Source organism: Brackiella oedipodis DSM 13743, from assembly GCF_000621025.1.
GTDB classification, from domain to species: domain Bacteria; phylum Pseudomonadota; class Gammaproteobacteria; order Burkholderiales; family Burkholderiaceae_B; genus Oligella; species Oligella oedipodis.
Map to the genome: position 1 here is coordinate 296,304 of NZ_JHZJ01000009.1, position 24,794 is coordinate 321,097.

General features: G+C 47.2%; 20 protein-coding genes and 2 tRNA genes. 12 read left to right on the forward strand and 10 right to left on the reverse strand.

From position 1 onward, the window contains the following. Positions 1-15 precede the first annotated feature (15 nt). The 3 genes from pstC to pstB are packed head-to-tail and all read left to right on the forward strand — an operon-like array spanning position 16 to position 2,694. The gene (gene pstC, locus Q335_RS08870) at positions 16-969 is read left to right on the forward strand and encodes a phosphate ABC transporter permease subunit PstC (RefSeq protein WP_084493491.1); all 954 of its coding nucleotides are present in this window, start codon (positions 16-18) and stop codon (positions 967-969) included. Between the two features lie 23 nt (positions 970-992). Beyond that, entirely contained in the window at positions 993-1,892 is a 900-nt protein-coding gene (pstA, locus tag Q335_RS0101345) for a phosphate ABC transporter permease PstA (RefSeq protein WP_028357088.1), read from the forward strand. 22 nt (positions 1,893-1,914) lie between these two features. Beyond that, positions 1,915-2,694, forward strand: a complete 780-nt coding sequence (pstB, locus tag Q335_RS0101350) for a phosphate ABC transporter ATP-binding protein PstB (RefSeq protein ID WP_028357089.1) — start codon at positions 1,915-1,917, stop codon at positions 2,692-2,694. Between the two features lie 156 nt (positions 2,695-2,850). Here the strand turns inward: pstB and Q335_RS0101355 are convergent, their stop codons facing one another. From Q335_RS0101355 to queC, 3 genes are all read right to left on the reverse strand, one after another. Continuing rightward, a complete protein-coding gene (locus tag Q335_RS0101355; protein ID WP_051532206.1) occupies positions 2,851-3,519 on the reverse strand; it encodes a DUF2946 family protein in 669 nt (222 codons plus the stop codon). Between the two features lie 304 nt (positions 3,520-3,823). Continuing rightward, positions 3,824-3,897, reverse strand: a tRNA-Cys gene (locus tag Q335_RS0101360). Positions 3,898-4,206: 309 nt separating this feature from the next. Beyond that, the gene (queC, locus tag Q335_RS08875; RefSeq protein WP_051532207.1) at positions 4,207-5,043 is read right to left on the reverse strand and encodes a 7-cyano-7-deazaguanine synthase QueC; all 837 of its coding nucleotides are present in this window, start codon (positions 5,041-5,043) and stop codon (positions 4,207-4,209) included. Positions 5,044-5,283: 240 nt separating this feature from the next. Between queC and Q335_RS0101370 the strand changes: the two genes are divergently transcribed. After that, the gene (locus Q335_RS0101370) at positions 5,284-6,396 is read left to right on the forward strand and encodes an NADH:flavin oxidoreductase/NADH oxidase (protein ID WP_028357091.1); all 1,113 of its coding nucleotides are present in this window, start codon (positions 5,284-5,286) and stop codon (positions 6,394-6,396) included. Between the two features lie 111 nt (positions 6,397-6,507). Here Q335_RS0101370 and Q335_RS0101375 read toward each other — a convergent pair whose 3' ends face one another. The 6 genes from Q335_RS0101375 to Q335_RS0101400 form a co-directional block, all read right to left on the reverse strand. Next, on the reverse strand, positions 6,508-7,746 hold the full coding sequence (locus Q335_RS0101375; RefSeq protein ID WP_028357092.1) for an ArgE/DapE family deacylase: 1,239 nt from the start codon (positions 7,744-7,746) through the stop codon (positions 6,508-6,510). Between the two features lie 252 nt (positions 7,747-7,998). Beyond that, positions 7,999-8,610, reverse strand: a complete 612-nt coding sequence (locus Q335_RS0101380) for a superoxide dismutase (RefSeq protein WP_028357093.1) — start codon at positions 8,608-8,610, stop codon at positions 7,999-8,001. A gap of 317 nt (positions 8,611-8,927) precedes the next feature. Continuing rightward, positions 8,928-10,391 (reverse strand): efflux transporter outer membrane subunit, encoded by a 1,464-nt coding sequence (locus Q335_RS0101385; RefSeq protein ID WP_051532208.1) that lies wholly within the window; start codon positions 10,389-10,391, stop codon positions 8,928-8,930. Between the two features lie 23 nt (positions 10,392-10,414). Next, positions 10,415-11,542: an ABC transporter permease gene (locus Q335_RS0101390; protein ID WP_028357095.1), complete on the reverse strand. Its 1,128-nt coding sequence runs from the start codon at positions 11,540-11,542 to the stop codon at positions 10,415-10,417. Between the two features lie 2 nt (positions 11,543-11,544). Further along, on the reverse strand, positions 11,545-14,316 hold the full coding sequence (rbbA, locus tag Q335_RS0101395) for a ribosome-associated ATPase/putative transporter RbbA (protein WP_028357096.1): 2,772 nt from the start codon (positions 14,314-14,316) through the stop codon (positions 11,545-11,547). A 68-nt stretch (positions 14,317-14,384) separates the two neighbouring features. After that, positions 14,385-15,356, reverse strand: coding sequence for an HlyD family secretion protein (locus Q335_RS0101400; RefSeq protein WP_028357097.1), 972 nt, complete (start codon positions 15,354-15,356; stop codon positions 14,385-14,387). Between the two features lie 220 nt (positions 15,357-15,576). Here Q335_RS0101400 and Q335_RS0101405 point away from each other — a divergent pair, with 220 nt between their 5' ends. The 6 genes from Q335_RS0101405 to Q335_RS0101430 all read left to right on the forward strand — a co-directional run bounded on the left by Q335_RS0101405 (position 15,577) and on the right by Q335_RS0101430 (position 21,576). Then, positions 15,577-16,770, forward strand: a complete 1,194-nt coding sequence (locus tag Q335_RS0101405) for an acyl-CoA dehydrogenase family protein (protein ID WP_028357098.1) — start codon at positions 15,577-15,579, stop codon at positions 16,768-16,770. 142 nt (positions 16,771-16,912) lie between these two features. Then, positions 16,913-17,629: a GntR family transcriptional regulator gene (locus tag Q335_RS0101410; RefSeq protein ID WP_084493492.1), complete on the forward strand. Its 717-nt coding sequence runs from the start codon at positions 16,913-16,915 to the stop codon at positions 17,627-17,629. 24 nt (positions 17,630-17,653) lie between these two features. Continuing rightward, positions 17,654-18,424, forward strand: coding sequence for an SDR family NAD(P)-dependent oxidoreductase (locus Q335_RS0101415; RefSeq protein WP_028357100.1), 771 nt, complete (start codon positions 17,654-17,656; stop codon positions 18,422-18,424). A 15-nt stretch (positions 18,425-18,439) separates the two neighbouring features. Further along, positions 18,440-19,921, forward strand: coding sequence for a phosphotransferase family protein (locus Q335_RS08880; protein ID WP_051532209.1), 1,482 nt, complete (start codon positions 18,440-18,442; stop codon positions 19,919-19,921). A 29-nt stretch (positions 19,922-19,950) separates the two neighbouring features. After that, entirely contained in the window at positions 19,951-20,685 is a 735-nt protein-coding gene (locus tag Q335_RS0101425; RefSeq protein ID WP_028357101.1) for a 2-phosphosulfolactate phosphatase, read from the forward strand. 27 nt (positions 20,686-20,712) lie between these two features. Next, positions 20,713-21,576, forward strand: a complete 864-nt coding sequence (locus Q335_RS0101430) for an SDR family NAD(P)-dependent oxidoreductase (RefSeq protein ID WP_084493493.1) — start codon at positions 20,713-20,715, stop codon at positions 21,574-21,576. A gap of 105 nt (positions 21,577-21,681) precedes the next feature. Here the strand turns inward: Q335_RS0101430 and Q335_RS0101435 are convergent, their stop codons facing one another. Further along, positions 21,682-22,416, reverse strand: a complete 735-nt coding sequence (locus Q335_RS0101435) for a glutathione peroxidase (RefSeq protein WP_038369142.1) — start codon at positions 22,414-22,416, stop codon at positions 21,682-21,684. Positions 22,417-22,791: 375 nt separating this feature from the next. Between Q335_RS0101435 and Q335_RS0101440 the strand changes: the two genes are divergently transcribed. Then, positions 22,792-24,243 carry a bifunctional 2-methylcitrate dehydratase/aconitate hydratase gene (locus Q335_RS0101440; protein WP_028357104.1) on the forward strand — a complete coding sequence of 484 codons (1,452 nt, stop codon included), beginning with the start codon at positions 22,792-22,794 and terminating at the stop codon, positions 24,241-24,243. Positions 24,244-24,670: 427 nt separating this feature from the next. Beyond that, positions 24,671-24,746 (forward strand) — tRNA-Gly (locus Q335_RS0101445). The last annotated feature ends 48 nt before the right edge of the window (positions 24,747-24,794 follow it).

Below are 24,794 nucleotides of genomic sequence, written 5' to 3' on the forward strand. Positions count from 1 at the left end.
GGTTCTTACAAAAAAATGAAACAGTCCAAAGGTTACACTGCTAAAACAACAACAGGGAAGGGCGATTTCGCCTTTTTATTAACGACCAAGTTCTTTGCTTTTTTTGTCTTCGTGCTGTTAATGGCAATCATGATCTCATTGATCATAGGCAGCTGGGACTTAATAAAAACCGATGGACTGTCTTTTATTTTTACCAATGATTGGAACCCTGGCACCGATACCTATGGTGCTGTGGTACCCATCATTGGTACCTTAGTCACTTCCTTTATTGCCGTTGTGATCGCGGTGCCGTCTTCTTTCGGGATTGCTATGTTCCTAACCGAACTAGCACCTACCTGGCTGCGCCGCCCCATTGGTATTGCCGTCGAATTATTAGCGGCTATTCCTTCAATTATTTACGGTATGTGGGGTTTGTTTGTCTTTGTACCGATTTTCCAAGAGTACATTCAACCACACCTCATTACTATCTTCGGTAGTATTCCACTGATTGGTCATTTATTCGCAGGCCCTCCATTTGGTATTGGTTTGTTCTCTGCGGGTCTGATCCTCTCTATTATGATCATCCCATTTATCGCTTCAGTGATGCGCGATGTCTTTGAATTGGTTCCTCCGATGTACAAAGAGTCTTGCTATGGCTTAGGCGGCACGACCTGGGAAGTTATGTGGAAAGTTGTACTCCCTTATACACGCGGTGGTGTGATTGGTGGCATTATGCTAGGTTTAGGTCGAGCACTCGGCGAAACCATGGCAGTGACCTTCGTGATTGGTAACGCCTTCCAAACACCAACCAGTATCTTCTCACCCTCTAACTCCATTGCTTCTGCGATTGCCAACGAATTTAACGAGGCCGGCGGTATTCAAAAAGCGGCGCTCATGGAATTAGGTTTAATTCTCTTCTTAATTACAACAGTGGTTCTCGCGTTTTCTAGACTCATGCTCTTACGCATGAAGCAGAAAGAAGGTAAATAGTCATTAGGTGGAAGTTATCAATCATGTCAAACACTACAAATTACACAGACAAGCTTAATACGCCCAAAGGCCACTCGGTTCTTAATAACAACAACAAGGTCTTTAAAAAGCGTGCAGTGGTTAACAAAGTGATGTTGACCTTATCCTGCATTACCTTGATCTTCGGTTTATTTTGGTTATTTTGGATTCTCTTGACCTTGATCCAAAAAGGTGGCGGTGCCTTTGGTATGCACCTCTTCTTAGAAAACACCCCAGCCCCAGGCGAGAGCGGTGGTCTCAAAAACGCCATTTACGGTTCGCTATTAATGACGGTCGTCGGTACCGTTATTGGTACCCCTGTTGGGATTTTGGCGGGTACGTATATTGCTGAATACGGTCAACGCGGTTGGTTAGCGCCGAGCACTCGATTCCTGAATGACGTCTTGCTATCTGCACCGTCTATTATTATCGGTCTCTTTATATATGCGCTCTATGTAGCCAATGCCAAACACTATTCGGGGTGGGCAGGGGCCTTGGCCTTGGCGATTTTAGTGATTCCAGTGGTCGTACGCACCACTGACAATATGCTGACGCTCATCCCTAATAGCATGCGTGAAGCGGCAGTCGCATTGGGTTGTCCGAAGTGGCGTATGATCCTTAGCATCTGCTACAAAGCCTCTATGTCAGGATTGATTACCGGTGTCTTATTGGCGATTGCTCGTATTCTCGGTGAAACGGCGCCATTACTCTTTACTGCGCTCAACAACCAATTCCAAAGTCTCGATATGAATGCGCCGATGGCCAATCTTCCTGTCGTGATTTATCAATATGCCGCTAGTCCATATACTGACTGGAATGAATTAGCATGGGCGGGTGCTGCTTTAATTACCTTGTTGGTTCTTGTCTTAAACATTTTAGCGCGTACTTTTTTACGTGCTAAGTAAGCTTAAAATCTAGGAATAATAAATGCCTGAACACATTGTAAGTCCTGAACAGACTAAACTAGAAATCAATAACTTGAACTTTTATTACGGTAAGTTTCATGCCATCAAAAACGTCAATATGCGCATCGCTAAAAACTGCGTAACCGCGTTTATTGGTCCGTCTGGCTGCGGTAAGTCTACCTTGCTTCGCACCTTTAACCGTATGTTTGAGTTATATCCAGGTCAACGAGCCGAGGGTGAAATCCTCTTAGATGGCGAGAACCTACTCACCAGCAAAACCGATATTTCATTGCTCCGCGCCAAAGTCGGTATGGTCTTCCAAAAACCAACACCATTCCCAATGAGCATTTATGACAATGTGGCCTTTGGTGTAAAACTTTTCGAGAACATCAGTAAGTCCGAAATGGATGACCGGGTCGAATGGGCGCTCACTAAAGCCGCGCTATGGACTGAGGTTAAAGACAAACTTAACCAAAGTGGTAATGGTCTTTCGGGTGGTCAACAACAACGCTTGTGTATTGCTCGCGGTGTAGCCGTGAAACCCGAAGTGCTTTTATTAGACGAACCTTGTTCTGCACTGGATCCGATCTCTACGGTCAAAATCGAAGAACTCATCAAAGAACTCAAAGAGGACTATACCGTGGCGATTGTGACTCACAATATGCAACAAGCCTCTCGTTGTTCCGATTACACGGCCTATATGTACTTAGGTGAATTAATCGAGTTTGGTGAAACTGACGAGATCTTCTTGCGTCCTACTCGCAAAGAAACGCAAGATTACATTACTGGTCGTTTCGGTTAATCTGGTTTTACAAGCGGGCAGGCCTTTCAAGTGGCTTGTCTTGCCGGTTGTATGACAGCAAAAAGCTGAGTCTATCGACTCAGCTTTTTTCATGAGTGGGTTTGCATAGGGCCTGAGCGGGCACATCGCGGTTACTTTCAGCAACCCAGAGCGCGGCTATTTATGCTTGGGCTGGGCACAAAAACCTAGCACCGAAGCTCGTTCTTGAGTGGTAATACATCGAAAAGGACCCGTCAAGGTGGCTTTTTTGTCGTAGCTTAAGATCAAAGGCTGACCTTGTTGACAGGCGTTAAGATGCTTTTCACCAAAGGGTTCGGCCGCCTGTAAGGGGCTTGCTGTGGCCTTATCTAGCACCCACAGATGCTCGATGACCGTGTCTAAGTCCTGCTCCGAGATCATGGCGGCACCGGCCTCAGTTTGCGCATAAAAGCCACCCTCACTATCTAAATACCAGGCTGAAATCGCCGTTACTGTCTGACCGGTATGCAAGCGCAAATCTTGAGCTTGATCACCTAATGTTAGGATATAGGGAGCATAGGGCAGGGTGACATAGACTTTTTGGGGGCCATTTTGAATATACCATTGGCCATCATCATCTACCGTGTAATTACGGCTTAAAAAGGCTTGAATTTGCGAATTTTGGATGGTTTCGCCACGACAATCTGCTCGCGCTTGTGCGCTGCCCTGAGGATGAAAACGCCAATAGCCATGGCCATCTAAGGAAATCCAACCATAGGCGGCCGGCACATTGGGCCATTTTTTGAGCGCGGCGATGACTTCTTTATCCATTGTTTTCTCGCAACTAATAATATATTCGTTAAGCATCTAAATCCTACTGAGGATCTACTAGATTAACGCAAAAACGCGGACTTGAGGATGTTTTCGGAGGATGCATGCTAGCAATGCGCAGAAGGTTATTTGAAGAACCACTTTCGATCTTACCTGACAAATCGGCATGTAGTCATCATCAGGGATCACTTCACTAGCCACTGCGGCGTGAAAGGAATCAATAAACGACGTTGTTGGAGATTATCTAATCGCCTTGCAAGCTGATTTTAGGGCCGTGCTGCAAAATCAACAAGGTCAAGAAAAGCAAAATGAAGAAAAGCGAGATGGGAATATGAGAGGGTGGAGGCGCAGAGCGGAGTCGAACCGCTCTAGACGGATTTGCAATCCGCTGCATAACCGCTTTGCTACTGCGCCATGGGGATAAATTCTTACTCTTAGGACCCTAAAAGTTAGCCTAAAGCACTTAAATCGTCTACAACGCCTAAACTCATTAGATGTGATAATCACACGTAATAAATACGAAATACGTTAGGCATTGACTAGAAACTCTTAATCAATGGATATCAAGGATATTAAAAACATCATGGATAGCAATGCTTATCGATGCTAAGCCATCTTAATGATTAAGCACTAAAATAAGACTTAAGGGGTCTTAAAGTAAGTCACACATAATAACATATATTTTTGAAAACACAAAGAATTACGCGCCCCTCTGGCCAAATTTTAGCCTAACCAACGGCTTTGCTCTAAGACCTGTCGCACTTTGGCAACGACCTCATCCTTGTAATTATCGGTCTCTGGTAAAGGCATTAAACCCTCTTGATGCGCTCTGAGAACCAGGGGATCGGGTAGACCCGCTTGGGCAAACCCCTTGGCGCGTAAAACATTGGCATGATCATGACCGACAGGGGGGTATTGACCATCATAGGCCGTATGCGACCAAGCCAGCGCTGCAAAACAATCTTTAAGCTCATACGACATCAGCACTTCTTGCGCTTTTGATAAGTGCATCAACGGGGTCAATACTTGTAAATTGCCTAAGGTGCCAGGTTCACCGGTAAATGTACCTAAGTTGCATGTGGTTTCAAACGCTTTAATAAAATTCTCACGGCAATCAGGATACCCACCGTAATCGGCTTGACTCACCCCCGTGATAAGCACGCGGCAATTGAGGGCGTAAGCGCGATTCGCGGCAATGGTTAAAAACAACTGATTGCGCATGGGCACAAAGGTGTTTTGTACACCGCTCTGAGGAAGATCCTCTGGACTCGCAAATTGTTCAGGCTCCACCTCACTAGTCAATGGACTAGTGCTCAACAATACATCCGTAATCTGGCAAACCCCTTGTTTGTCTTCGGCAATACCCGCAAAGGCTGCGACTTTTTTAGCTGCTTGTAATTCGATCGCATGGCGCTGACCGTAGTCAAAACTTAAGGTATGCACATCATAACCTTGCGCTTTGGCCCAATAGAGACAAGTGGTTGAATCTTGTCCCCCTGAAAAAATCACTAGGGCTTTTTCTTTTTGGGGAGCAGGATTTGGGGATGAATTGTTTTGCATGCGATATCCTATTCAATCATTTAGGTAAGGGTGTGGAGTTTAAAAGGCATATATCGATAAGAGACATTTTAATAAGTGCACCATGAATTCACAAATCGCTAGCTGGCTCACCTAGATCAAGCGCAAACAAACCACTGTTTCTAAGCGTTGAACACGTTGGTAGTACGCTGACATGAAAACGTCAGGTTGAGGATGTTACGATAAGTCATTGCTAATTTCTATTGATTTACGGAGACAGTTATGCCAAAAAAAGGCTCACGACTTTTTGCCCCGCTGCAATTAGGCCCAATCACGCTTAAAAACCGCATTGCCATCCCACCGATGTGTCAGTACTCAGCGCACAATGGAGAAGTGAGACCTTGGCATGAGATGCACTACGGGCACTTAGCAGTTTCTGGCGCTTCCTTATTAGTGCTGGAAGCCACCAGCGTGGTGCCTGAAGGGCGCATTAGCCCCAGTGATCTGGGCTTATGGAATGATCAACAGGCTCAGGGCTTAGCGCAATTACTCGCGTCTATTCGTACTTATTCTGATATCAAAATCGGCGTGCAATTAGCCCACGCAGGGCGCAAAGCCAGTACCGCTAAGGCGTGGGAAGGGCAGCAATACTTAACCCCGGATCAAGGCGGTTGGGTGACTCAAGCGCCCAGTGCCATTGCCTTTACTCCCAATAGTCATGAGCAAGTGCATGCCTTGACGCTCACAGAGATTCAAGATATCCAGACGCAGTTTGTGCAAGCTGCCTTAAGAGCGCAAGCCGCTGGCTTTGATGTGATTGAATTACATGCGGCACACGGCTACTTAATGCATGAGTTCCTGTCACCGCTATGTAACCAACGGCACGATGAATATGGTGGTAGTCTTGCAAATCGCTGCCGTTTTGTCTTGGAAATTTTTCAAAAAGTACGTCAGGCACTCGATTCAAAGCTGGCGTTGGGCGTGCGCATTTCGGCCACGGACTGGGTGGATGGTGGTTGGGACCTACAAGACTCCATTTACTTAGCACAGCAATTAGCAGCGCTCGGCTGTCATTTTATCGATGTTTCTAGCGCTGGCGCGGCGCCTGAACAGCAAATCGAAGTCGGCCCCGGTTATCAAGTGCCTTTTGCTCAAGCGCTCAAGCAGGCGCTCAACATACCAGTGATAGCGGTGGGACTGATTACCGATGGCATTCAAGCAGAGCATATTCTTCGTACCGAGCAAGCGGATATGGTGGATATTGGTCGTGCCATTTTGTATAACCCACGCTGGCCATGGCAGGCCGCGGCTGATTTAGGCGAACAAATCGACGTCGCACCGCAATATTTGCGCTGTGCACCTTATGCCTACAAGCATTTATTTAAAGCATCGTAAAAAAAAGGTTCACGGCAGTGAACCTTTTTAGTTTGCCTAATTCTTGCTGCCCCGGTCATGTGAGAGGAAGTTCAGGCGATAGGACGCCTGTTGTTAATGTACGAGTACGTCTTATTTCAGATAAGCTTCGTAGACTTCGCCATATAAATGGATAAAGTCGAGGTATTGCTGAACCTCGATATATTCGTCAATTTTGTGGGCTGACGGTGAAAAACCTGGCCCAAAAATCGCCACATCCATGTCTGGATTAGCCGGGTAGAATTGCGCTGCATCGGTCGTGCCCGACAAGGCCACGGCTTCTAGTTGGCTGGGTAGTCCTTCAGCTGAACCGACTTGCTCTTGAACAAACTCGGCTATCGGTTTGAGGTTTTTATCAAAATCGTAGTACTTGGATGTTTTAGTGACGTCAAGTAAAAGCTTAACGAGTTCGGTGTCCTTGTCGGCTTCCATCACAGGCATATCATCGTCCACCTGCAAGCTGAGCTGACAGTGCTGATGTTTTTGATTGGTTTGCTCAATAATCTTTTCTAGTAACTCCGTGAGTTTTTTGTTGTCAAACTCTGGAATCGTACGTGCATTGGCCCGTACTTGGGCAAAATCGGGGATCGTATTGATTTGTGAGCCGCCTTTGATCAAGGTAAAGCTATGCACGAGTTTACCCATGGCATCATTTTTGTAATCAGCATAGACTTTTTGGAGGGCTTCCTGGATGGCATTCATACCCAACATGAGGTTTTCAATGGCATTAACGCCCGCTTGCGGGTTTGAACTGTGCGCATTGACACCCTTGGAGTTGATGGTGTAATTAAAAGACCCCTTATGCGCATGCATAATCGCGATATTGACGGGCTCGGCAATCAACATCGCATCAATACCCTTGGCGTAGCCTTTGTTTGCCAGTTGTTTAGAGCCTAGCTCACCGATTTCTTCGCCGACAGTCGCCAGCAATCTGATCTTGCCCTTAAACTGACCACTTTCTTTGAGATTAATCATCGCTAAAATAAGCGCGGTGAGGCCGCCTTTCATATCGCAGGCGCCGCGACCATACAATTTGCCGTCGGCGATCTCTGCTGCAAAAGGTGGATGGCTCCATTCCTTCTCGTCTCCGGGATGCACCACATCCATATGACCAGAAATGCCTAAGGTTTTGCCTTCACCATTGGAGATCTCGGCAATTAAATTGCTGCGTTTATCTGCGTAATCGACTATTTGGGACTCAATCCCATGCTTTTTGAGAAGCTGTTGGTAATATAGGGCCACTTCTTTTTCATTGCCGTTAATACTTTTAATCTTTAGGACATCCTGGAGAATCTTGATGGCTTCTTCTTGACTAAAAACGCTTTTGGACATAATGACTCCTTTAAGGGGAAGGTAGCAAATTTCGCTAAGTTCATGGTATCACAGTGTCTTTGCACCTAAGCGCTGGCTCAAGCCATGGACAGATAAGCCTAAAAAGAATTTTGTTGCGGCTAAGGGCTATCCATCGTATGTCTCGACGGCTTTGCCTAATCGTGCGCGCGATACTCGCGATCCACCATACAGCCATGAGGGCATAAAAAAGCCCCGATCAAGATCGAGGCTGCAGTCATCATAGATGGCTGATTATTTAGAGGCTTCTTCGAAGCGACGTGCTACTTCTGGCCAGTTAACGACATTGAAGAAGGCTTCGATGTATTCTGGGCGACGGTTTTGGTATTTGAGGTAGTAAGCATGTTCCCAAACGTCTAGGCCAAGAATAGGGGTTAAACCATCCATAAGTGGGCTGTCTTGGTTACCAGAGTCAGTGACTTGAAGTTTTTTGTCCTGACCCACGACCAACCAGGCCCAACCAGAACCAAAGCGGCCAGTGGCGGCTTTGATGAATTTTTGTTTGAAATCGTCAAAACTACCAAAGGCTGCATCGATAGCTTCGGCTAATTTGCCTTCAGGTTTGCCACCACCGTCTTTGGCCATGACCGTCCAGAAGAAAGAGTGATTAGAATGACCGCCACCGTTATTGATCACGGCTTGTTTGATATCGCTAGGAAGATCTTTAGCTTTGGCGACTAGCTCATCTACGGGTAGGTCAGCGTACTCGGTACCTTCTACGGCTTTGTTAAGGTTATTAACATAGGTTTGATGATGTTTAGTGTGGTGGATTTCCATGGTTTTGGCATCGATATGCGGTTCTAAAGCATCATAAGCATATGGTAAATCTGGAAGTTGGTAACTCATTAACTCTCTCCTCTATGTTTGTAGATAAAACTAATACTAAGATATAACGACTCACAGTGCTTAGCAAGCAATTGATTGTAATGATTGTTAAAAATGTAAGCAGGGCGTTACAAAGTGAAGGATCAATCACTAGCCAACTGTGGCCTATACATCAGTAGATGAGGGTGAAAGCTGATTTTTCAAGGGCTGTCGCAAAATTAGGCGCCGCCTCGGTGCTTTTGACCCTCGAGTAGAGTGCTACTCAGAGAGTTGCACTCCTGTATAAGCGTACTTTCAACGAAGCCATACGCACACGCGCACTGACTCGATAGTAGCGTCTACAAAGTACGGCTTTGCCAGCCACCCCCTAGGGCTTTATACAAATTAATCATATTTTGTACGCGCGCTAGATTCGCTTGTAGTGCTTTGTCTTGCATATCATTGGCATCCAAGCGACTGCGTAGAGTGGTGTCCAGCGTTTGCTGACCATGCTTGAATAATTTTGCAGCAGAGTGCGCTTGAGTCTGCGCCGTATCGACCGCATTTTTTAGATCTTGTGCCTGCTGATTAAGTGCCGACTGCGCTTGATAACTACTATCGACCTCGGCCAAGGCTTTCAGGACGGTATGGTCATAGTCATTCAACTTGGATTTAAGATTCTCATCCTTGGCATCGATATTGGCGTCAATACGGCCATTGGTAAATAAAGGCAATTGCATAGAGGCATTAAGAATGCCACCCACGCCATGCATATGAGGGACATCGCTTGAGAGTTTGACCGTGCCGCCTTGGCCCAAGAAATTAAGCTGAAAACGCGGTAAGAGATCGGCTTTGGCACTGGCTAATTGTGCGGAGGCGATATAGACTTGCTGCTGTTTGGCGCGCACATCGGGGCGGCGGTTTAGTACGTTGGCGGGCGTTTGTCCCGTCGGCAGCGGCGGCAGATTGCTGCCCAAAGCGTAGCTAGGCGTTTGAACCCTGAAGTTCTGTGGCACGGCGCCGCTCACCACAGCAATCTGGCGTACCGCATGATCCGCCTGCGCCTGATACGTATTGGCCTGGGCTTGCGCCGCTTGAATCTTGCTTTCGACTTCTTGGATGTTGTAAGCCGAGGCTTGACCCGCCTTAAAGCGGCCCTGTACATAGCGTTTGAGTTGATTGAGAATTTGCACCTGGTGTTGGGCCAGTAGTTTCTTTTGGCGATAGTACTGCATCTGGCTGTAGTAATCTACGATATCACTGGCGACCAACATTTGGGCACCATGCAATTGCTCTTGCCGTGCCAAGGCGCCATGGCGCGCCGCATCAGCATCGCTGCCTTTAGCACCAAAAATATCAGGCTCCCAGCTGGCCGCGATACCGCCACCCGCATGAAAACCTGTGCCACTCAAGGAAGAACTCCCTAACTCATCAGAGTTTAGATAATCAAAGACCTGACGAGTTTCGCTCGATAAAGGATTCTTGATACGACCTGCCTGTAAACCTGTATTGCCATTTAGCCCCGCTATCGGTCCCATGTCAGCCTGGGCCAAACGCGCCATTTGTCGAGCTTCTTGCAGCTTATGACGGGTCGAAGCGAGATCTTTGCTATTTTGCAAAGCATTTGCAATCAGCTGATTGAGTTGTGGGTCCTGCCAACTCAGCCACCATTGATCAATAGCGGTTTCGGGACCCGCCATCGTATGTTCAAAGCCTACCGGTACCGGCACATCGCTCACCATATTGACTTTGGTAGGACTGCATGCCGCCAAACCCAGGGCACAAATACTCAGTAGATAAAGAGGTTTTAGACGAATCATCATAGTTTTGCCATAAAAAGACCAAGCTAGCCTTGTTGAGAAAGCATTTTACGAAAACGGATCAGCGCCAGAGTGAAAAAGGCGATGGCCATGAGTGTCATATAAAGCAGATGAACCCAAATCACATCGAATCCCGCATAACGTAGGATAATGCCTTGGGCGGCCAAGACAAATTGTGTGAGCGGCGAAAATTGCGTCATGACTTGAATGACATGCGGCATGGACTCGAGTGGTGACTCAGAGCCAGACAACAAACGCATGACCACATATAAGGGAATACACAATAAGCCAAACTGCGGCATAGAAGGCGTGAGAGTGGCCAGAAAAATACCCAAAGAGCAGGCGGCAAACAAAAAAATCACCGTGCTCAGCGTAAATAAGAACACCGAGCCTTGCAGGGGTACGCCAATCCATAAATGAATCACCAAGTATAAGGACAAAATGGCAGCAATTGTAATGATCAAACTATTACTGATGATCTTGGCGAGCGCGATCTCGTAGGCTTTCACAGGCATCACCAATAAATGCTCAATCGTGCCACGCTCGAGCTCACGAATAATCGCGGCGCCTACCAGCAGCATAGCTAATAAGCTGGTATTGACCACCACTTGCATAGGGGCGATAAACCATTCGGACAGTGTATTAGGATTGTATTTAATATGCGTCACTGCCTTAATGGGCAATTGCTCGACGGCAGGGGTTTGAGCAAAATAAGCCGCCGTTTCGTCACGAATAATCTGCTCAATATAGGCACTGCCAAGCCCCGCTTGACTGACGGCAGTGGCGTCTGTCAAGAGCTGAATGCTTGGATGACGTTGGGCAATCATGTCTTTTTCAAAATCGACAGGGATATCTAGAATAAACGTATATTTACCGGTATTGAGAGCGTCATCAATCTCTTGCCGCTCAATGTTTTGGATGGGCTTAAAGTATGGCGCATGAAAGCCATCAATAATACGATACGAGAGATTGGAGTGATCCTCGTTGAGCACTGCAATTGAGGCGTTTTTGACCTCTGTGCTTACACCGACCGCGACGGCGTAAGTCACCACCGAAAAAATCACCACAATCAGCGCCATTAAGGTGTAGTCTTCGAGCACACTACGTAGCTCTTTACCACACAAATACCAGATATTTCTTAGACGTGTTCGCATGATTAGGCCTCCTGTTTTTTCAGGAATAAGCATGCCAAGGCCACATAAAACACAGCAAAGGCTAACAAGATGACATACAAATGCGCAAAATCAGCAAAGCCCAAACCCTTACTGAAAGCGCCGATACTAATGCGCTGATACCATGAACTCGGGAACAAGAGACTGACGATATAATTTGCGCCTGTCAAGGTGGCGGTAGGGAATAATAGGCCTGAGTAATTAAGGGCGGGGATTAAGGAGATAATGGCCGAGCCAAAAATCGCCGCAATCTGCGATTTTACAAAGCAAGAAATTAATAAACCTAAGGCGGTACTAGCGCAGGCCATGCATAAAGCGCCGATAGCCATCGCGAGAAATGAGCCTTTGATGGGCACTTGCAACACCATAATGGCCAGCCACGCTAACACTAAGAAACTCAAAAAGGACAAGCCAATATAGGGCAATTGTTTACCCATGAGAAACTCAGGCACTTTGGCGGGTGAGGCGTATAGATTGGTAATAGAACCAATCTCACGCTCGCGCACCACACCCAGCGCTGTCATAACGACTGGAATAAGCATTAAGGCCATCATAATCATGCCAGGAGCAATCGATAAAATACTACGAAATTCTTGGTTATAAATATATCGAAGACTCACTAAGTCACTGGCTTGACTGACATCCTGGCCATAGCGCTGCGCCATGCTAATGCTATATTCACTCAAAATCCCTAAGACATAGCCCTTGATGTTTTCAGCAATAAAAGGAATTGAACCGTCCACATAAAAAGCGACTTCGGGTTGTTGCTGCTGCATCAAGGACTTACTAAAATCCTCTGGAATACTAATTAGTAGCCGCACCTTGCCACGCCGCATGATTTCATCAATTTGCGTCTCGTCATGCACTTTTTCGGTCAAGGCAAAATACGGAGATTCACTAAATTGCTGGATCAACTCATGACTCAATTGACTTTGGTCACGATCCACCACGGCAATACGTACATTATTAATATCAAAAGAAATACCCCAGGCCGCCGTCACGACTAAGGTGATGGGGCCAATAAAGGCAAACAGCAAGCGAATTGGGTCTCGAATTAATTCTTTGAGTTCGCGCACCGCAAACGTCCAAATATTGCTCCATATCGAGGTCTTAAATTCCGCGGCGGCAAGCGTCGCCTGCTCAGCGGCTGGCTTGGCATCGGTGCTCATATTGTCTGGCGTAGAGGGCGTTGGAGCTGGTGCCGATGGTGTATCAGTGTGTTCGACTTCCTCGAGGTAAGCAATAAAGGCCTGTTCCAGTGTCTCACTATGTTTTTTGCGACGTAGCTCTTCTGGACTCCCAATATCGAGTAAATTACCTTGATGCATTAAGGAGATACGATCACACCACGAAGCCTCGTTCATAAAGTGTGTGGAAACGAAAATCGTGATTTTTTGCTGTCTTGAGAGCTTGATAAGATGCTCCCAGAACATATCGCGGGCGCCAGGATCAACACCAGAAGTGGGTTCATCCAAAATTAAGACTTCGGGTTTGTGCTGGCAAGCCGCGGCCAATTGCAAACGTTGGCGAATGCCTAAAGAAAGGCTATTTGGCTTTTCGTCGGCCACCTCCTGTAATTGGAATTGTTCGAGAGATTGCTCGACGATTTCTTTTTCTTTGCTGGGATCTAATTGATAGAGACGGGCGTGCAACAGTAAATTTTTGCGAACCGATAACTCCTCATACAAAGAGAAGTTTTGTGACATATAACCCACGCGTAAACGGGTATCTACATCACCGTCAACCGTGCTGTGACCGAGTAACTCAGCATGCCCAGAGGTTGGTTCAAGAAGGCCGGTGAGCATTTTCATGGTAGTCGATTTACCACAACCATTAGACCCCAAAAAGCCGAAGATCTCGCCGCGCTCAATCTTAAAACTCACATCATTTACCGCCGTAAAATCACCAAAGGTTTTGGTTAAGTGCTCGGCAAAAATGACGGGCTCGCTCCCCGGCTCGGTTTTGAAAGGAGGAATATGTTCAAAATCAAAACGTTCGCCTTCTAAGGAGGGCAATAATTTGATGTAAGCATCCTCTAGGGTGGCACTTTGTTCGGCTTCAATTAAATGCTGAGTTTTGTCAATCGCTAATAATTCGCCATCATTCATGGCCAGCGTATATTCAAAATGCTCTGCTTCATCAATATAGGCCGTGGCCACAATGACCGTCATATCGGGTAAGTCAACGCGCAGACTATCGACTAATTCCCAGAACTGCCGTCGTGAGAGCGGATCGACACCGGTAGTCGGCTCGTCCAGAATCAATAATTCGGGGTCATGCACCAGGGCACAACACAAGGAAAGCTTTTGTTTCATGCCGCCCGATAATTTACCAGCAGGACGATCGGGGAACGGGTCGAGCCCTGTGGCGCGCAACAAAGAATCTATCTTAGCTTGTCGTTGCGCCTTACTAAGGCCAAATAAACGGGCATGAAAATCGATATTTTCTTTGACAGATAGCGTAGGGTAGAGGTTCTTGCCTAAGCCTTGGGGCATAAAAGCGATACGTTTGGAATTAAGGTTACGAACCTTTTTGCTGCGCATATCGCCATCTAGGACCTTGACCGAGCCCTCTTGAATAATGCGTACGCCCGCAATAATAGAGAGTAGTGTTGATTTACCGACACCATCAGGGCCAATTAAACCGGCAGTACTGCCCGCTTTGAGACAAAAAGAAACGTCCTTAAGCGCTTGGTTCTTCTTGAAGCGATGGCTTAAGTGTTCGATCTCGATCGCATTGCTTGTATTCGAATTCATACGGCTAGAGTAATAAGTCGCTCAACAAATAAGCATAGCGGCTCTGCAAACGCTATGCAGTTAGCGATCTAAGGTAATTTAATCGCTAAATCAGCGGGCCAATCTTGTGCCGTTGTTTTGAGCCAGACTTCACCCGTCATACCACTTTTGAGGAGTTGGCTATATTTCAAGGCCGTTTCTGCAGGAATTTTGACCTCGACGCGATACATCATTTTTTTGCGTTCGTTACTGGTCTCGACATATTTAGGGGTAAATTGTGCCCGTCCAGAAATAAAGCTGACGTGCGCTGGCCAGACGGCATCAATACCATCTAATTGGATGCGCGCTTCTTGACCATATTGCAATTTTGCGCTGTTTTCTGTGGCTAAATAAATGGCCATTTTGACATTGGCAGGGTTTAATAAACTCACGACGGGATGGCCAGCGGCAACTACATTGCCGGGTTCGGCATAACGATATTCCACCCGACCAGCGATGGGAGCCTTGATTAATAAATCATTCGTGCTCGAAGTCGCAGCATCCAATTGCGCCTGGGCGCCATCGACAGAAGCATGAGCCTGTTGTTTTTGGGCTTTGGCAGCTTGTAAAGCGGCTTGGCGCGCTGCTACAGCCATTTGGCGGTGCTTGAGTTCACTGGCAGAAATGAGATGATCGCGATACAGCGCCCGTGCATCTTTGAGTTCAAGCTGAGCGATGTTCAGTTGCTCTGTTTCGGCCTTAATTTGGGCATCGGCTTGGCTGACATTTTCTTTGGCCGCTTGTAGTTGCGCATTGGCACCATTTTCTTGGTTTTTGTATTGATCCGATTGTAAGCGTACTAGATCCTGGTCTTTTTTGACTATATCGCCTTCTTGGACGAGGACCTCGCTGACTTTACCGGCATAGAGGCCGCCGACATCGACACGCTGCATTTGCAGACGACCATTTGATGTCAAAACCCCCTCTGGAGTTTTGTTTTGGAGATGACGATTGTAAAAATACGCTGCAACGCCAGCAATAACGACCACGACAACAATCAGGATAAGCCAAGGTTTTTTCATGGGTGGTGAAGAAATGAAGAAGTAAAACGTTAATTGTATACCTTATTTTCTAAACACCATGAAGCTAATTGTGACTGTGGTAGATATCCCTAAATAGCGGTTTTTGTTACAAAAAATAGACGAGTTTTCGCTTACAATAACCTAGGGTTTTTTAGGATTTAGTCACCTACAAAATAGTCCTACAATTTGTTTGTTATTGTCCCTAGATAAAGGCTTGCATATGTTATACACCGATTATCCTAGTGCCCGTAGCCAGCAAATTGCACAACAGGTCGAAGCATTCGTTCGTCAAACCATCATTCCTTATGAGCAGGATCCGCGCTTTACTAATCATGGCCCGTCCGAGGACTTGGTCCAAGAAATGCGCCAAAAAGCCCGCGACGCTAAGCTCATGACCCCGCATATTCTGCCCGATGGTTCCCATCTCAATCAGCGCGAAACCGCCGCCGTCCTCAAAGCCAGTGGCATCTCACCCTTAGGTCCAATAGCGCTCAACACCGGCGCCCCCGACGAAGGCAATATGCTAATGCTGGCCAAAATCGCCAATCCCACCCAAAAAGAGCATTTCCTAAAGCCGCTAGTCGAGGGTAGGATTCGTTCGGCCTTTTTTATGACCGAACCGGCTGCCGATCAGGGCGCAGGGTCAGACCCCTCTATGCTGCAAACCACTGCTGTACAAGAGGGTGACGAGTGGGTCATCAATGGCACCAAGATTTTTATTACCGGTGTTGAGGGCGCCAAAGTAGGCATTATCATGGCCAAAACCAGCCAGGAATCCGAAAAATTACAAGCCACCATGTTCTTGGTGGATCTGCCTAATCCCGCCATCAAGATCGTCAAAGTGCTGGATACCATCGATAGTTGTGCCCCCGGCGGTCACGGTCTGATCAAGATCGACAATCTGCGCTTGCCTGCGAGCCAGGTATTAGGTGAAGTCCATCAAGGCTTTCGTTATGCGCAAGTACGTTTAGCGCCTGCCCGCTTGTCGCATTGCATGCGCTGGTTCGGTTGCGCTGTACGTGCCCAAGAAATCGCCAAAGCCTATGCCGTCAAGCGCCAAGCCTTTGGCAAGCCGATTATTGATCATGAGGGGGTTGGATTTAAACTGGTCGATAACGAAATCGAATTACAGCAATGCGCGTTGATGATTGACTGGTGTGCCCAACAAATTGATCAGGGTCAGCAAGCCAATCAAGAGAGTTCTATGACCAAGGCTGCCGTGGCTGAGGCCTTGTTCCGTATCACCGATCGCTGCATCCAGGTCATGGGTGGTTTTGGTCTTACGCGCGATGGCTTGGTAGAGCTGATTTTCCGCGAAGTGCGTGCTTTTAGAATTTACGATGGGCCGACCGAAGTACACAAATGGTCCCTGGCCAAAAAGCTCAAAAAAGCGACCCTACAGGCGCTCGAATAAGTGTTTTACGCAAAATGTATTGCAGCTTTTTGCGCCTAATTCCAAATCGCGCAAAAGTCAATGCCTATTAATTCAGCAGACGTGTTAGTACTCGGATATCCTAGGATACAATACTAGTTTTTGAACACCAAAAAGGAATATTGTGGAAGTAGCCAATAATCCCGTCAATGACACTCAAGCCCGTGCTAAAGCGAAGTCAGCCCCAGCTAAGCGCCACCAAAAACGGCGCAGTGCCACGGATATTGTCTTTCAGGGCGTCGTCGACGGTATCGAAAATCAGATTTTTGTTCCAGGGCAACGTTTAGTCGAAGCCGATCTCATGAAGCGTTTTGGTGTTGGTCGCAATACCTTGCGAGAGGCCATCCAGCGTTTAGTAACGGTCGGTTTGGTAGAGATTTATCGTCACAAAGGGGCCTCGATTCGCACCTTAACCAAGCAACAAATGCTCGATTTTTTGGATGTGGCCGAATGCCTGCTAGGCGTTTTAGCACGCAATGCCGTGCGCAATGTCAATCATGCGCGCTATCGTCGAGCACTTGAGCATACTATCGAACGACTCAAGGACGATGAGCTCAATCACGATCTCGATCGTTTCAATCAAGAGCGGCGCAGTTTTTACAAAATCCTTTTGGATATGGCTGCCAATGATGATCTCAAGCGCATTTTCACAGGGATTTATGTGCCGATTATTTATACCCATCGTCTCACTAAACTCAGACAAATTCGCGTCCAAGACTACCAGCGAATTTGCGAGGCGGTGCTGGCAGGAGACGCCAAAGCCGCTGAACAAGCGGGGATTTTGCACGTCCAAAACATAAAAAAAGTCGTACACGAGGACGAAATCGCCTTCCAAGCGTAGTCCTCTACACCCAAAGGAGGTTTTATGTCAGCGAGTTTTGATCTAACAACTAAAATAGCGCTCGTCACAGGGGCATCAGGAGGCTTAGGTCAAGCGTTTTCAAAGTATCTCGCACAAAGTGGCGCCACCGTTATTCTGGCGGGGCGTCGCCAAGCCGTGCTCGAGGAGCTGGCCGACACCATCAAGGCTGAAGGCGGTCGTGCCTATCCTATCGTCATGGATGTCCTTGATGCTCAGAGTGTCCAGCAAGCCTTTGAACAAATCCAAAAAGACGTGGGTACTGTAAATGTGCTGGTCAATAACGCGGGTATTGCCATCACCAAGATGGCGATTGATTTGCGTCCCGAAGAATTCAATCAAGTGCTGCAAACCAATATCAACGCCTGCTGGACCCTAGCGCAAGAGACCGCCAAGCGTTTAATCCAAGCGCAACAAAGTGGTTCTATTATTAATATATCGTCCGTCTTAGGTCATCGTGTCGGCAAAGGCGTTATGCCTTATGCCGTTGCTAAGGGTGCTTTAGACCAATTAACGCGGTCTTTAGCGATAGAATGGGCACGTTATCATATTCGAGTCAATGCCTTGGCTCCTGGCTATATCCATACGCCCATCAACCACGAAGTTTTCAATAGTGAAGTGGGCCAAAAAATCATCAAAAATATTCCCATGCGGCGCCTGGGCCAAACTGAGGACCTTAGAGTGCCACTCTTAATGCTGGCCAGCGATGAAGCGAGTGCTTATATGACTGGTTCCATTATCGTGGTCGATGGCGGTCATTCGCATGCCGTTGTCTAAGCCAAAGGAGTGATCGTGGATAAACAACAGCGTTTAGAGGTGCTACTTGCCTACCTCAAAAAGCAAACAGGCGCCACTGACATCAAGGTGCAGCAATTTAAACAACTGACCGGTGGCGCCGTGCAAGAGAACCACCTGCTCGAGGTCGAACTCGAGGGGGGGACGATGCCGGGACCGCATCGCTGGGTAGTCCGTTGTGATGCGCCCGCATCATTGTCAGTCAGTCTGAGTCGTAAACAAGAGTTCGAGGTGCTGCGTACGGTGGCCGCTGCTGGTGTCACCGTTCCACAACCGTATTTTTTGTGTGAAGACACCTCAGTACTGGGTAGCCAGTTTTATGTGATGGCTTTTGCGCCAGGGATGGCAGGCGGGCGTGAACTCGCTAAAGACCAAACCTTAAGTGACGCCGAACGTAAACAATTAACCTACAACCTAGGGCAACAAATCGCACGACTGCATAAGATTCGCTATGATCCTCAGATCCTGCCGTTTTTGAGTAAACCTACACCAAGCCCAGCGCAGCAACGGATTGCAGAACTACAGGCTCTGAGCGCTAAGCTGAGTCAGCCGCAACCGGTGCTTGAGTTAGGACTTAAATTACTACAACAATTCCAACCAGCACAGGAGCCCACCGTACTGTCGCATGGCGATTTTCGTAGCGGTAATTATTTAGTGCATGAAGGGCAGTTATCCGCCTTACTCGATTGGGAGTTTACCTCTTGGTCTAGTCCTTATGACGACTTGGGGTGGATGTGCTGTCGCTGTTGGCGCTTTGGTCATCCAGAACGTGAGGCTGGCGGGGTTGGTGACAAAGCCGACTTATATGCGGGTTATGAGGCCGAGAGTGGTCATGCCGTCGATGATAAATTAGTGCTTTATTATGCCGTACTAGGAACCTTACGTTGGCTGGCGATTGCCTTTGAGCAGGCGCAACGCCATCTGTCAGGCCAACAAGAGTCACTAGAATTAGCACTCACAGGTCGCATGACGGCTGAAATTCAGCAAGATGCACTCGAGCAAATGCAGCAACTCTATCAGGCTTATACCGGGCAGACATTTGCGGTGGCTGAAGTGCCAGTGGCCTATGAGCCGCAGGACACGGCAGTGCAAGATCAATTAAATCGCTATTATCAAGAGCAGCCAGATGCGACCAATTTACTCAAAACAGCCCGCAATGTCTTGCTCAAAGAAATACTGGCAGAGCTGCCGCCGTCGCAAACCATGAATGCCCTCATGATCGCCAATGCGATGGGGATTGCCTACCGTGAAATCGAGGGCAGTAAGCGCCATTATCTGCAACAACAAGATCAGTTACTTGAGGCTTTCTATGCCGAACAGCAATGGCCACGTCGAGAGGGTGTCGTCGCGGTGCAGCAACTCACTGAGGACATCAAGCAGGCCGCTTTTGATGATCCGTTGCTAGGCAAGGTGTATCAGATTTTAGTGCAGTTGACGGCGCTCAAATTACAGATCAATAACCCCAAACGACTGTCATAGTTTTTGACAAAAAAGGTGAAAGCATTATCATGCGTCGAATCGAAGTGGTCCTACGAAAAGAGGACCTAAAACAGCATAATCATCAGTCCAGCATTGCTATTGTTTTAGATATTATTTTTGCTACAAGCTCTATTACGAGTGCACTCGAAGCCGGTGTGAACAAAGTCTATACCGCGCTCAGTCTCGATGATGCTATCCAATTAGGCCAACAAATGCCCCATGATAATTGGGTCATTGCTGGCGAACAAATGGCACAAGCCTTTGAAGGTTATATGTCCTATGAGCCGCTAACGCTCAATCAGCCACAGATGGCGGGCAAGGATCTTATATACGCCACCACTAACGGCACAGTGGCCTTGCGTTATGCGGCGACATTTGCAGCCACTTATGCGGCGAGTTTGCGTAACGCTAATGCCGTTATTAAGCATGTACTTGCACATAACCCAGCCGATCAAGACATTGTGCTCATCTGCTCAGGTTCACATGGTCACTTTAGTCTTGAGGATTTTTATGGGGCTGGCTGCATGGTCGCATGTTTGCTAGCGCAGGGAGGAGCCGCTAACTTTAATTGTAGTGATGCGGCTTGGGCCGCTTATTTTTGTTATGCCAATGCCAAGGCCTATGATGTTATTAGCCAAGGGCGTCTTGCGCATTTAATGCAAAGTCGCGGCATGTCAGACAATCTAGACTTTATATGTCAGCAAGATGCGACCCAATTGGTGGGCGTCTTACACCAAAATTATATTCAAGCGATTCAACCCTAAGTACTTGAACCTAATGGAGGAGCAATCATGGAGTCACAAAAGCAGCAAGCACAAAACAATCATCCAAAAACCACGGCAGCTGCCGCCAAGCCACAGCTTACAGAGACAAAATACGACTTAAGCGGAAAAGTGGCTTTAGTCACTGGAGGTACAGGGGGGATGGGGCGTGATTTTGCCGCCTATCTGGCCGAGAGTGGCGCTAATGTAGTCCTTACGGCTCGCCGTCCCGATGCCCTCAAAAACATTGTGGAGCAGGTCAATCAAGCCAATGCCAAAACGCCGGGTGCGGGCAAGGTCATCGCTGTCGCGCTTAACGTACTTGACGAAGACAATATTAAACAAGCCTTTGACGAGGCCGAAAAAGCCTTTGGTACTGTCAATATTTTAGTGAATAACGCAGGGGTCTCCTTGCACAAGCGCGCCACTGATATTACGCTGCAGGAATGGAATAAAGTCATTGCTACCAATATGACAGCCTGCTGGGCCGTCGCCAAAGAGGCGGCTAAGCGTCTGATTGCGGCTGGCCAAGGCGGTTCAATTGTGAATATTTCTTCAATTTTGGGCCATCGCGTAGGCGCTGGCCTTTTGGCCTATTGCGCTGCTAAAGGGGGGCTTGAGCAGATCACTAAAGGGTTGGCACTCGAATGGGCGCGCTTTAAAATTCGCGTCAATGCCATTGCACCGAGTTATATAGAGACCCCCATGATTGCCGAGCAATTGGCGCAACCCGAGATTGAGCAAGCCATTCTTAAGCGCTTGCCACTCCGACGCGTAGGTAATACGCACGATTTACGCGCACCGTTATTGATGCTATTGAGTGATGATAGCGCGTTTATTACAGGGGTGACCGTTCCTGTAGATGGTGGTCATATGCTGTTCTCTCTGACGTAATGACTTAAGAGGCGGCGTCTAGCGACGCCGCAGAACCTAACGGCTATATACCCCACAAAAAAAACGCCAACCCAAAGGCTGGCGTTTTGAATGGACCCTAACGCATTAGGCGTTTAGGTATTTGGCAAGCTCTTCGCTACCACCGATGTATTTACCTTCGATAAATACTTGTGGCACCGTAGATTTACCAGTAAGGGCATGGATAGAGACGGTAGAAGCGCCAGAACCTTGACCCAAAACGATTTCTTCGAAGTCGTAACCTTTTTCTTTGAGTAGTTTTTTGGCGCGAGCGCAATATTCGCAACCTGGTTTAGTGAAGATGGTAACCGCTTGAGGTTTTTTGGCGTCTGGATTGACGAACTCTAACATCGTGTCAGCGTCAGAGACTTCGAATGGATCGCCTGGTTGTTGTGGTTCGATGAACATTTTTTTGATGACACCGTCATCGACCAACATAGAGTAACGCCATGAACGTTTACCAAAGCCTAGATCGTCTTTGTCGACCAACATGCCCATGCCTTCAGTGAATTCACCGTTACCGTCTGGAACGACAGTGATGTTGCTAGCTTGTTGGTTTGCTAACCAGGCATTCATTACGAACGTGTCGTTTACACTGATACAAATAATGTCATCAATGCCGCTGTCACGGAAAGCATGAGCCAACTCATTGTAGCGTGGTAAGTGAGTGGCAGAGCAAGTTGGCGTGAAAGCCCCTGGTAATGAGAACACAACGACTTTTTTGCCTTTGAATAAGTCGTCGGTCGTGACATCAACCCACTCATCATTTTTGCGAGTGTGGAAAGTGACGTTAGGGACTTTTTGACCAGTCAAATCTTTCATAGATAAAACTCCTTTTGCTTGATTAATCGGTTGAGTACAGTGTAAACAAAAAAATGAAATAAGTAAAATTTATAAAATTACTCATTCCAATAGTTTAAAGCTATACATAGGCTGCCTGTGCTTTTGAATGTAAAAACACATACATCATGTCTACTTAGCTATATGGGGTTGATTAAAGAAAATACAAGTATGAAATGCCAGCGCCGGGGCGTGGCAAACACCGCTAAACCCGTGACTATACGGGATAACGCTAGGTGGCAGGGCTTTTTTTAACAAAAAAAACAGCAACCTATACAATGTATTCTATACCTAAACGCCAGCTTTTGAGCAAGGCTAGGTGCTTGTCATTTATTTTTAAAAAAAGAGGAGTCATGCATGAGTGCAAACGTTGATGTAAACCAACGCCCAGATCCAGATGAGTTACTGGTCACCATTGCCGATTATGTTGCCAACAGCGATATTAATTCTAAAGAAGCCTACCATACCGCGCGTTATTGCCTAATGGACACCCTAGGTTGTGGTTTATTAGCCTTACGCTTTCCTGAATGTACCAAGCATTTAGGACCAATAGTGCCAGGTACGGTCGTGCGTAATGGGGTCCGCGTGCCAGGAACTTCGCATGAGCTCGATCCAGTGACAGCGGCCTTCAATATTGGTTGCATCATCCGCTGGTTGGACTATAACGATACCTGGTTAGCAGCAGAGTGGGGCCATCCGTCCGATAACTTAGGCGCTATTTTGGCCACGGCTGATTACCTTAGCCGCCAAGCGGTCTCAGCGGGCAAAGCCCCTTTAACCATGCAAGATGTGCTCACGGCCATGATCAAAGCCCACGAAATCCAAGGGGTGATCGCCATCAAAAACAGTTTCAACCGTGTTGGTTTAGACCATGTCCTCTTAGTGCGTTTGGCCTCTACAGCGGTAGTGACCAAGATGTTAGGTGGTTCACGTGAGCAAATCATTGATGCCTTGTCACAAGCCTTCGTCGATGGTGGGGCTTTGCGTACTTATCGCCATGCACCCAATGCTGGTTCACGTAAATCATGGGCAGCGGGCGATGCCACTTCACGTGCCGTGCGTTTAGCTATGATCACCCTCAAAGGCGAGATGGGCCTGCCGTCTGTATTGACAGCACCTAAATGGGGCTTTTATGACGTGCTCTTCAAGGGTAAAGCCTTTGAAGTGGATCAGCCATTTGCCAGTTACGTCATGGAAAACGTCCTCTTTAAGATTAGTTTCCCTGCGGAATTCCATGCCCAAACGGCGGCCGAATGTGCGGTTAAACTGCATCCACAGGTCAAAGATCGCCTCCAAGACATCGATAAGATCGTAGTCACTACTCATGAGTCAGCCATTCGCATCATCTCCAAAGTTGGGGACTTAGCGAATCCAGCCGATCGCGATCACTGCATCCAATACATGATTGCCGTACCACTGATTTTTGGCGACTTATTAGCTGAGCACTACGAGGATGAGTTCCACAAAAACAATCCATTGATTGACGAGCTACGCTCCAAAATGGAAATTGTCGAAGACAAGCGTTATAGCCAAGAATACCTGGAGCAAGATAAGCGCTCGATCGCCAACAAGATCCAGGTCTTCTTCAAAGATGGTAGTCATACTGACGCCGTCGAAGTGGAATACCCGATTGGTCACCGTCGTCGTCGCGAAGAAGGGATCCCATTACTCAAACAAAAATTCCTACGTAATTTACAAACACGCTTCCCAGCACAACGTAGCCAAGCGATTTTTGAGTTATGTGATGATCATGACAAATTGGCACAAACGCCAGTCAATGAGTTTATGGATTTATTCGTGATCAACTAGGATCAACTAGGTAGTCACAAGCACTACAAGTGATCACGATCCGTATCTTGTCGTCACTTCGTAGGCGTTTCATATTGAGCGCTCAAGGGAATCAATCTCTTGAGCGCTTGTTTGTTGCTTGCTTCAGCCTTCGCTGAGAAGCGCTGCGTGGCGGCTCAAAGTGCATGCCTATTGACTATCGCGATCGGCTATCGTGATGGGCTATCGTATTAGGTCATAGGGTCAACGCCTAAGCCTTAGACAAAAAACCTCATTCATCTTAGCCCCGCCTTTAACATTTAAATGTTAGAAAATTTGCAAAAAAAGCTTGTATTTTATAAAAATAGCATGTATAATTATATTCTTTAGTGATCGATACGTTACTAAGACGGTGTGGTTTAATCAAATCACCCATCTATTTTTTAGTGATGATCACTCATATCTTTACGCGGGAATAGCTCAGTTGGTAGAGCGCAACCTTGCCAAGGTTGAGGTCGCGAGTTCGAGACTCGTTTCCCGCTCCAAATCCCTCCCTATATTCAAATTTATCCCTATATATTTCATAGCGTTAT

What these genes read in the sequence shown, in the direction of transcription:
- pstC (WP_084493491.1), top strand. Translation starts at nt 16, where the DNA reads ATGAAACAGTCCAAAGGTTACACTGCTAAAACAACAACAGGGAAGGGC.
- pstA (WP_028357088.1), top strand. Translation starts at nt 993, where the DNA reads ATGTCAAACACTACAAATTACACAGACAAGCTTAATACGCCCAAAGGC.
- pstB (WP_028357089.1), top strand. Translation starts at nt 1,915, where the DNA reads ATGCCTGAACACATTGTAAGTCCTGAACAGACTAAACTAGAAATCAAT.
- Q335_RS0101355 (WP_051532206.1), bottom strand. Translation starts at nt 3,519, where the DNA reads ATGCTTAACGAATATATTATTAGTTGCGAGAAAACAATGGATAAAGAA.
- queC (WP_051532207.1), bottom strand. Translation starts at nt 5,043, where the DNA reads ATGCAAAACAATTCATCCCCAAATCCTGCTCCCCAAAAAGAAAAAGCC.
- Q335_RS0101370 (WP_028357091.1), top strand. Translation starts at nt 5,284, where the DNA reads ATGCCAAAAAAAGGCTCACGACTTTTTGCCCCGCTGCAATTAGGCCCA.
- Q335_RS0101375 (WP_028357092.1), bottom strand. Translation starts at nt 7,746, where the DNA reads ATGTCCAAAAGCGTTTTTAGTCAAGAAGAAGCCATCAAGATTCTCCAG.
- Q335_RS0101380 (WP_028357093.1), bottom strand. Translation starts at nt 8,610, where the DNA reads ATGAGTTACCAACTTCCAGATTTACCATATGCTTATGATGCTTTAGAA.
- Q335_RS0101385 (WP_051532208.1), bottom strand. Translation starts at nt 10,391, where the DNA reads ATGATGATTCGTCTAAAACCTCTTTATCTACTGAGTATTTGTGCCCTG.
- Q335_RS0101390 (WP_028357095.1), bottom strand. Translation starts at nt 11,542, where the DNA reads ATGCGAACACGTCTAAGAAATATCTGGTATTTGTGTGGTAAAGAGCTA.
- rbbA (WP_028357096.1), bottom strand. Translation starts at nt 14,316, where the DNA reads ATGAATTCGAATACAAGCAATGCGATCGAGATCGAACACTTAAGCCAT.
- Q335_RS0101400 (WP_028357097.1), bottom strand. Translation starts at nt 15,356, where the DNA reads ATGAAAAAACCTTGGCTTATCCTGATTGTTGTCGTGGTCGTTATTGCT.
- Q335_RS0101405 (WP_028357098.1), top strand. Translation starts at nt 15,577, where the DNA reads ATGTTATACACCGATTATCCTAGTGCCCGTAGCCAGCAAATTGCACAA.
- Q335_RS0101415 (WP_028357100.1), top strand. Translation starts at nt 17,654, where the DNA reads ATGTCAGCGAGTTTTGATCTAACAACTAAAATAGCGCTCGTCACAGGG.
- Q335_RS0101425 (WP_028357101.1), top strand. Translation starts at nt 19,951, where the DNA reads ATGCGTCGAATCGAAGTGGTCCTACGAAAAGAGGACCTAAAACAGCAT.
- Q335_RS0101430 (WP_084493493.1), top strand. Translation starts at nt 20,713, where the DNA reads ATGGAGTCACAAAAGCAGCAAGCACAAAACAATCATCCAAAAACCACG.
- Q335_RS0101435 (WP_038369142.1), bottom strand. Translation starts at nt 22,416, where the DNA reads ATGAAAGATTTGACTGGTCAAAAAGTCCCTAACGTCACTTTCCACACT.
- Q335_RS0101440 (WP_028357104.1), top strand. Translation starts at nt 22,792, where the DNA reads ATGAGTGCAAACGTTGATGTAAACCAACGCCCAGATCCAGATGAGTTA.